This window comes from Bacillus sp. CPT56D-587-MTF, from assembly GCF_058792335.1.
Map to the genome: position 1 here is coordinate 75,349 of NZ_JBYTEF010000005.1, position 8,044 is coordinate 83,392.

The 8,044-nt window shown below is 33.2% G+C and carries 11 protein-coding genes; 4 read left to right on the plus strand and 7 right to left on the minus strand.

Annotation, left to right across the window (positions count from 1 at the left end; all coding sequences use genetic code 11):
• Window positions 1–15: 15 nt before the first annotated feature.
• The 3 genes from AC3WVZ_RS32985 to AC3WVZ_RS32995 form a co-directional block, all read right to left on the minus strand.
• On the minus strand, window positions 16–969 hold the full coding sequence (locus AC3WVZ_RS32985) for a DUF3895 domain-containing protein (protein ID WP_233937038.1): 954 nt from the start codon (window positions 967–969) through the stop codon (window positions 16–18).
• The gene (locus tag AC3WVZ_RS32990; RefSeq protein WP_233937039.1) at window positions 959–1,195 is read right to left on the minus strand and encodes a hypothetical protein; all 237 of its coding nucleotides are present in this window, start codon (window positions 1,193–1,195) and stop codon (window positions 959–961) included. The genes AC3WVZ_RS32985 and AC3WVZ_RS32990 overlap by 11 nt, the downstream gene beginning before the upstream one ends.
• Before the next feature lie 92 nt (window positions 1,196–1,287).
• The gene (locus AC3WVZ_RS32995) at window positions 1,288–1,536 is read right to left on the minus strand and encodes a DNA-binding protein (RefSeq protein ID WP_233937040.1); all 249 of its coding nucleotides are present in this window, start codon (window positions 1,534–1,536) and stop codon (window positions 1,288–1,290) included.
• Between the two features lie 514 nt (window positions 1,537–2,050).
• Between AC3WVZ_RS32995 and AC3WVZ_RS33000 the strand changes: the two genes are divergently transcribed.
• A complete protein-coding gene (locus tag AC3WVZ_RS33000) occupies window positions 2,051–2,275 on the plus strand; it encodes a helix-turn-helix domain-containing protein (protein ID WP_002187909.1) in 225 nt (74 codons plus the stop codon).
• A 1-nt stretch (window position 2,276) separates the two neighbouring features.
• Here AC3WVZ_RS33000 and AC3WVZ_RS33005 read toward each other — a convergent pair whose 3' ends face one another.
• The 4 genes from AC3WVZ_RS33005 to AC3WVZ_RS33020 form a co-directional block, all read right to left on the minus strand.
• A complete protein-coding gene (locus tag AC3WVZ_RS33005) occupies window positions 2,277–2,894 on the minus strand; it encodes a replication-relaxation family protein (RefSeq protein WP_098679026.1) in 618 nt (205 codons plus the stop codon).
• The gene (locus AC3WVZ_RS33010) at window positions 2,833–4,014 is read right to left on the minus strand and encodes an FtsK/SpoIIIE domain-containing protein (protein WP_233937076.1); all 1,182 of its coding nucleotides are present in this window, start codon (window positions 4,012–4,014) and stop codon (window positions 2,833–2,835) included. The genes AC3WVZ_RS33005 and AC3WVZ_RS33010 overlap by 62 nt, the downstream gene beginning before the upstream one ends.
• A 99-nt stretch (window positions 4,015–4,113) precedes the next feature.
• Window positions 4,114–4,299, minus strand: coding sequence for a hypothetical protein (locus AC3WVZ_RS33015; protein ID WP_042891009.1), 186 nt, complete (start codon window positions 4,297–4,299; stop codon window positions 4,114–4,116).
• 1 nt (window position 4,300) lies between these two features.
• Entirely contained in the window at window positions 4,301–4,597 is a 297-nt protein-coding gene (locus tag AC3WVZ_RS33020) for a hypothetical protein (RefSeq protein WP_086413262.1), read from the minus strand.
• Between the two features lie 451 nt (window positions 4,598–5,048).
• Between AC3WVZ_RS33020 and AC3WVZ_RS33025 the strand changes: the two genes are divergently transcribed.
• From AC3WVZ_RS33025 to AC3WVZ_RS33035, 3 genes are all read left to right on the plus strand, one after another.
• The gene (locus AC3WVZ_RS33025) at window positions 5,049–6,143 is read left to right on the plus strand and encodes a Rap family tetratricopeptide repeat protein (protein WP_233937041.1); all 1,095 of its coding nucleotides are present in this window, start codon (window positions 5,049–5,051) and stop codon (window positions 6,141–6,143) included.
• Between the two features lies 1 nt (window position 6,144).
• Window positions 6,145–6,282 carry a Phr family secreted Rap phosphatase inhibitor gene (locus AC3WVZ_RS33030; protein WP_086413261.1) on the plus strand — a complete coding sequence of 46 codons (138 nt, stop codon included), beginning with the start codon at window positions 6,145–6,147 and terminating at the stop codon, window positions 6,280–6,282.
• Window positions 6,283–6,724: 442 nt separating this feature from the next.
• Window positions 6,725–8,044 (plus strand): IS4 family transposase (locus AC3WVZ_RS33035; protein ID WP_492310917.1); only part of this gene is annotated, 1,320 nt, incomplete at its 3' end.

Consider the following 8,044-nt stretch of genomic DNA (forward strand, 5'->3'; position numbering starts at 1 on the left):
AAACATTGGAAATCCCTATCTCTGATACACCCGATCTAATTTCCCATCAATTTCTACCAATCTAATAGTTCCTCGCTTTACCAATTCATCTAAGTACATGCAAACGGGCACATACATTTTTGGCTTTCTTGTAGCATATCTTCCCTTTGGAGCATTGTGTTCTTTCACTAATAGCTCGCATAATACCCAAGCACTAGATACACCTTTTTGAAGATAATATTCAATTGCCTTTTGATGTTCATATGTTAAGTCCCATGAAACGTTCTCTTGTTGTTCTATGGAATAACCGATTTCTTGAAATAAGTCTAAAGCAACTTGCTCGTTACTATCTGAGGCAATCCCTATATCGTGTATGGGTTCCGCTTGCCTTGGAGGTGTATTCAATTCTTGTAAAAACAGAGATATTTCTTTTCTTAATCGCTTGCATTGCGTATCTAAAAGTGGCAACCCTAAATCTAATTGTTGATGTATGTCTGCCGGAAAGGAAAATCCCTCTGGAAGATAGGACAACTCATCTTCTAAACACCAATGATTCTGTAGCTTCATAAGTAACTCGTCACGCTCATAATCAATAGCTGCAAATCCATCTTTGATTTGTTTAACGATGTGCGCTGGAAGACCTGTGTGTTCCGCAAAATGGGTGATACCAAAACGTCTGGTTTCTTTTGTTGTTTGATGCTGTACGATATATTGATAACGAAGTGGTCTACCGCATTCACAAGGTGTATTGGCATTTCTTTCGCCATTATCAATGTATTCTATTAATACCCATTCATCTAAAATGGTCTGAATTTCAGCGTCCGTTGCATGATTCGGAAGCACAATTCCTTTGTCTAAAGCCATGACATTAGCAAAGGCTGTTTTTTTTCCACGTTTCACATATTGTTCAAGAAAATCTTTTTGTTTTTCAGTAAGGGCATCAAATATGGTTGATCTTGTTGTATCGTCCAGTATAATTTTAGAAACCATAACACATACCACCGATTAGATATGTAACAATCATCATAAATATGGAGACTCCAGAAAATCCGAAAAACCATATTTGAGATGCTTTGCAATCCTCAATTCCAAACCATTCACATACTGCGCGGTAATGCATTGAAATCGCATGTTTGATACCCGCCCCATCTTTCTCTACTGGTTGAGTTTGTGTTATAATGGACTCAACATTTTTGATTTTTAAAGTGTTGAACATAGTTCCCTCATCCTTTCTAAATTGAAAATGTTTTTGTGAAAAGTCCTCGATTTGCTGTCCAAGGCTGTGAGGACTTTTTTGCGTTCTGTTATTTACTCAGATGGATGTTGAGGTCTATATTTTTTTCTTGATTGAACCAACTCTTGTTTTAAAAGCTCAACATCTTTACGCCAGTACAAATTTACCTGCCCAACTTTAGAAATAGGAATAATCCTATTTTCCGCTAACAATTGGGACATACGTTGCTTAGAGATAAGTAACACTTTCCTTGCTTCTTCCGATGTTAAAATTTCATCTTTTAAAAAAGATTGGAGCTCTTCTCTGCTGTTAATGATATACAATCTAACTTTTCACCTCCTACCTTTAGTATACCAAAACACTATATTAACCGTCTAGTGTTTTGGTATGATTTTTAATAATATTCTCATTATTTTTTCATCCGGTTTCATTTTTGTTCCTAATATGGTACGTGAAATTTTATATTTGTTTAGTAAAAAATCAAAACATACTATTCTTTGTCTTTCGACTCAAATTACTTTTAAACTTTCATTCTAAAAATCATATAATGTTTAACATTCAAAACATAGAAAAGCTTAAACCCTTATATATCAACGGGTTTAAGCTTTTTATTTTGTTAGCATACCCTTTGCAACAAGATGCCATTAGAATAGTGTATCAGCAACTTGTAGCTACTTATATGAATGCTAGATTCCACAAAATTATTACATATTTTTTTATTTTTATTTCTTATTCAATATTATGCTCAACTATTAATAAAATTCCTATTTTCAGTGACTTTTAAAAAATGGGATTATTGGACAAACTGTAAGTAAAACACATAAGGAAGTGAATTTGATGAATTGGTATTCTAAACCTAGATCAGCTTTAGGGCGCTTTTTAGATAGACATAAAATTACACAAGAAGAACTCTCTTCAAAAAGTGGTGTAACTCGTTCTACTGTCAGTCGATTGTGTAGTTTGGACAGCGTATCACCGACAACTAAGAATTCAAATCGCATTATAAAAGCTTTAAGGAACTTAACTGGAAAAAGTGTAGATTCTACTGATTTTTGGGCATGAATTAACTAAAAACATCTTCCATCACAAATGTTCTCATAAATACATTTTGCTTTATAGCGTATTGCTCTAATTTAGATTGCCGATAGTTTGATAATGTAAAAAAGATAATTACTGGAACAATAGCATTCTGTCTTTTATAGATATCCGTTATATGGCCATATAACTGTATTTTATGCTCGTTTGCCTTCATATGTTGCATACGATCTATTTCAACGAAATGGGGAACATTCCCCTCAAAATACATTGCGTCAGGAATGATTTGATGCCGTTGACCATTGATTGAAAACTCGATAGGCCTTTCTGTTTTCCATTCTGGAAACCCAAGCCACATCCAGCTTTCGTTTCGCATTAATATGTGCTGTAATTGACTACTTTTCTTTACTTCCTTTGTAATACCTAATAAATCCCGTCCCTTTTTGTTTAAATAATATACGTGTTCCCGAGCCATTTTTGTAATGTGACAATATGAATGTAGATCCTTTAATACACGATTTGCATTTCGAATACTCCCTAGACAGTGGATGGCTTGCAATTGCCTCCTAGTTGCAAAATCCAACTTACTCAAAGTGGATAAAATCTCGATTTGTCTCGCTTTCTGTTTGAGTGTTTGATGTCTCATTACGTTTCACCACCTTGTATTGCTTCAGTAAATTCCACATGTCTTTATCCTTCAAATAAGGTACTTGAATTTCTTCTGTACGATCTGTTTTAAACAATGCTCTTCCTGGAAGGGAAGGCAGATCCTCAAGACCTGGCTCATCCAAAGCGACTTGTGAAGCAACCGCTGTTGGTAATCGAAAACCAAGCTTTGCATCAGCATTTTGTTTGATCTGTCTTGGCAAAGTATCCGAAGTAGGATATTGCGTACAAAATATGAGCCGGAATCCCAAACCACCTCCGATTCTTGCGATTTCAGATAACATCTCCTGGCACATAAATAATACATCCCGTTGTTTTTTAGGTAATCCTTGTGTAGGACAAAGATTTGCTCCTTCATCTACTATGATGAAGCAACGTTTTTTTATGGCCGTATCTATGATATTGGTAAAATAGGACTTCTTCATCATTTCAATCTGTTTTACCATCTTTTCACGTACTTTCACCAACATCTCTAACGCCTGTTCCGGATTTTCAGCTACTTCTACTACTTGAGACAGTTCTTTGTAAGGACTAAATTCTAGACCTTCCTTCAGATCTATAATAAAAAAATTCACGTGTTGAGGTTGTTGTAAAATTAAACTCGTCATCACATTTTTCAGGAATACTGTCTTTCCAAACCGAGTCATACCCGCCACGCACATATGCGGTGTTTTCTCGAAATCATGATATATGTGTTTACCTAATGATTTCCCCATCATAACTCTCCATGTGTGCTCTTTTAACAGATCCTTAGACCAATTCCACATTTCAGGTATTTGTTGCTTAAATACACGAATATGAAGCTCTCTTTGATGAAACGATATTTTAACAGGTTTATATAGTCCTTCTTCTAATACTTCAGCTAATTTTTTGATAAGTTGACTTGGCACGCCGAGTGGTAACTTGTAAACATAATTCATACTTATGTCATCTTCTATTTCTTTTATAAAAATAGGGTATTGTAATTCACCTTTATGCTGAACACATATCTTTGCAATTTCAAAAAACGTTGCAATTTTTTTCTTATCACTCATTCCTTTACTTTTGTAAAAGTAAGCTACTGTTATAAAGGATGCTGGAATTAATAAAAGTGACAGCATTCCCTCCATACCTCCTTAAGGTAGTTGAGCCTGTATGGAAGCTTAGAAAAAACGTTTAAGATGCGCTATTATAATCATTTTCAACTACCAGATGTAATACTAACGTAGAAATACATCTAGTATATCCATTAGAACGTACCAAACACTCCCTATTAACAAACATTTAAGACCCGCACGTAGCAACCATCCTGGAAGGTAAAGACCTTTCTTTTTCAGTAATTTAATCCCCAAAACTGAAGCTCCGGTCACACCATAAACAACCCCTAATTCTCCAATGATTGTCATGTTAGCCCCATCCTTTTGGTTTAATAGACAAATTCCCTTGGCGATCTCTATATAGTTGATAATCTTCTAATAGTTCATTCCAAGACAATGCATGTTCATCACCATATAGATCTTCTTCAATTTTTTGACTTAAATAATAATATCCTCGGTACTGTCGGTCCAGGTATACTTCATGGCGTAGCATATGCTCTTGTATTGCACATATGTTTTCTCCCTTTTTGGTGTTTTTGTACATTCCCTTCAAAGTCTGTGAAGAATACAAATAAGGGGTATTATACAACATCTGATATTGACTCATCCATGTCACCTTCCTTATTAAATTCCAACTACACTAAATACATATGTTTACAATAAACATTTTTGAATTTGTACCCGAAAAAGGACAAATAAAAAAGGTACTTTCATAACAAAAGAATCCTCTTAAAACAATGAATATCCTAAAAACAAGATATCCTTCATATAACTTTTTGTATTTCATTATATTCCAGGACAACGAAATGCAAAATTGCATGAATGATTGAAAGATTGTAAATGTTATACTATAAAGGAGAAAAATATAAATTCATATTATTTTGTTTACATTCACTAAACATCCTACTATAATTAATGTATAATTCTAAATATTCTAAATATTCTAAATATTCGAAATAATATTGAAAAATACATCTTAACAAGATGGACAATTTTGTTATCTGCTATTATATATTATAAGAATATTCCCTTTATTGCGGGATGATGGGGAGGATTATATGAACGTTCAATTAAAAGGTAATGAACAACTTACGGAATTACTAAATCAATGGTATTTACAGATTCGTGCACGAGACAGAGAAAAATCTATACATTCAAAAAAAGAAATTGAAAAACAGCTTGATAACTTAAAAAACAACCAAAGTTTACTTTTTTATTATTCACTTTTAGATTTTCGATGCGATTATTTGATTAATAATTTAAATATTTCTAAAAAAAGTTTTGATATGATTGAAACTTTTGAAACCCCAAAAGAAGACTTCTTAGCATACTATTATCACTTTTTCAAAGCTATTCACTCAACAGCGATTGGTAGTTATACTTTGGCTGAAGAACACTATACCAAAGCAGAATCTTTACTTATACATATTCCTGATGAGCTTGAAAAAGCCGAGTTTTACTATAATTTAGCTATATTCCATTACCACATTTACCAGGCGCTTTTGGCTACAAAATATGTTGCAATTGCAAAGGAGATTTTCTTAAAAAATAACGATTGCGAACTAAAAATAGCCTATTGTGACAACCTTTTAGGATTAGCTTGTACTCACTTGAAAGAATATAAATTAGCAGAGGAATATTTTATTTCAGCCATAGATTTATTCCGCAATTTTGGTAGTGAGCGTGATATTTTAATTAGTCGTCAGAATATAGGATTAATGTATGCAGAACAAAAACAATCCAGTTTAGCTATAAGATATTTATCAGAAGTAAATCAAAAAATGCCGGGAAATTATAAAGCCCTCTTTGTTGAGGCTAAACAAAGAATTAATTTAAAAGAAACAGAAATTGCACTTGAACTTATTCAAGAAGGTTTACAAATTTCTGAATCATTAGGATTCGATGAATATCAATATCGTTTTAAGATTATGAAGAGAATATGCAAAAATGATCCAACAGAATATTTAGAAAAAGAAATATTAGCAGGAATGGACTACTTTAAAAGAGAAAACTTATGGACGTATGTACAAGAATACAGTGAACTATTAGCTGTAAAATTTCATGCTGAAGCAAACTTTGAAAAAGCTAGTACATATTTCTTTTTAAGTTATGAAGCAAAAGAAAAAAATTTCGGAAAGGAGATCCTAAAATAACATGAAAAAAATGAAGATCATTTTAATGGGGATTATGACAATGGGAATTATGGCTCTAGGTTTGCATTCTCCTATGACAGAAAACTCACAACAGGCAAAATATACAACCGTAAGTTATGCAGATGGCAACACTGGCTAAGAATATTATTGATGAAAAGGGAAGTAGTATCATTACAAATTCAATGATGCTACTTCCCCTTTCTCCTTCTTCGGATTCTGATACTACGCAAGAAAATAAACCAAAAGACTCAACGTACATATAACACTTCCTACAATAATTAGCAAACTAAAAACACCGATTAACACATACCCCAAAAAATAGAAACCAAGTGCTAAAAAAGCTATAATTAGTAAAGAACCTAATATCTGTAAAATAACAAATTTCAACAAATATAATGCACTGAATACAACTCCAATAATCGCTATATAATACCCTGAAGACTTTAAAACCCTTAAAAATTGTTTTTTCGTAACTATGGGGTATGTGTACATGCCCATCAACTTAAGGATTTAGGCTACCCCCAAGTGTAAAAAAACGTTATTCTTTCTAAAAAGCTAACTGGAAAGGATGACGTTTTTTTATGAATCTTTCGATTCAAGATGAATTACAATTGTTTTCCAAAGAACTTCACCGTCATTTAACCCCTTCTCTTTTAGACGAACTCGCAAAAGAATTAGGTTTTGTAAAAAGAAAACGAAAATTTTCAGGAAACGAATTAGCTACCAGTTGTATCTGGGTAAGTCAACGTACAGCGAGCGATTCCCTCGTTCGATTATGTAGCCAATTACATGCAGCCACTGGTACTCTTATGAGTCCAGAAGGACTCAATAAGCGCTTCGATAGGAAAGCTGTTACATTTTTAAAGTATATTTTTTCTGCATTATGGAAAAGCAAAATTTGCGAAACATCGGCCATTTCAAGCGCGGCGATCACGTATTTTCAACGAATTCGTATTTTAGATGCTACGATTTTCCAAGTACCAAAACATTTAGCTCATGTATATCCTGGATCAGGTGGTTGCGCACAAACAGCAGGTATCAAGATTCAATTAGAATATGACTTACATAGTGGTCAATTTTTAAACTTTCAGGTAGGTCCAGGAAAAAATAATGATAAGACCTTTGGAACAGAATGCTTAGATACCTTACGGCCAGGTGATCTATGTATTCGTGATTTAGGATATTTTTCATTGGAAGACTTAGATCAAATGGATCAACGAGGTGCTTATTATATATCCAGATTAAAATTAAACCATACCGTATATATAAAAAATCCGTTTCCAGAATACTTTCGAAACGGAACTATAAAAAAGCAATCACAATATATCCAAGTTGATTTAGAACATATTATGAACAATTTAAAACCCGGTCAAACATATGAAATAAAAGAAGCTTACATTGGAAAGAATCAAAAACTATTCACGCGTGTAATTATCTATCGTTTAACAGAACAACAGATACAGGAACGTAGAAAAAAACAAGCCTATACGGAAAGTAAAAAGGGCATTACGTTTTCAGAAAAGAGTAAACGATTAACTGGTATCAACATATATGTCGCAAATATGCCTGAAGGGATTGTTCCGATGGAACAAATACATGACTTTTACTCCCTTCGCTGGCAAATAGAAATCATCTTTAAAACTTGGAAATCCTTATTTCAAATTCATCATTGGCAAAATATCAAAAAAGAACGATTAGAATGTCATGTGTATGGAAGGCTTATTGCCATTTTTATATGTTCTTCTACGATGTTTAAGATGCGTCAACTTCTTTTGCAAAAAAACAAAAGAGAATTAAGTGAATATAAAGCCATTGGGATGATTCAAGATCATCTATCCCTGTTATATCAATCGATACAGAGAAACACCCAAGAGCTAACAAAAATTTTAATCCGTTTGTTC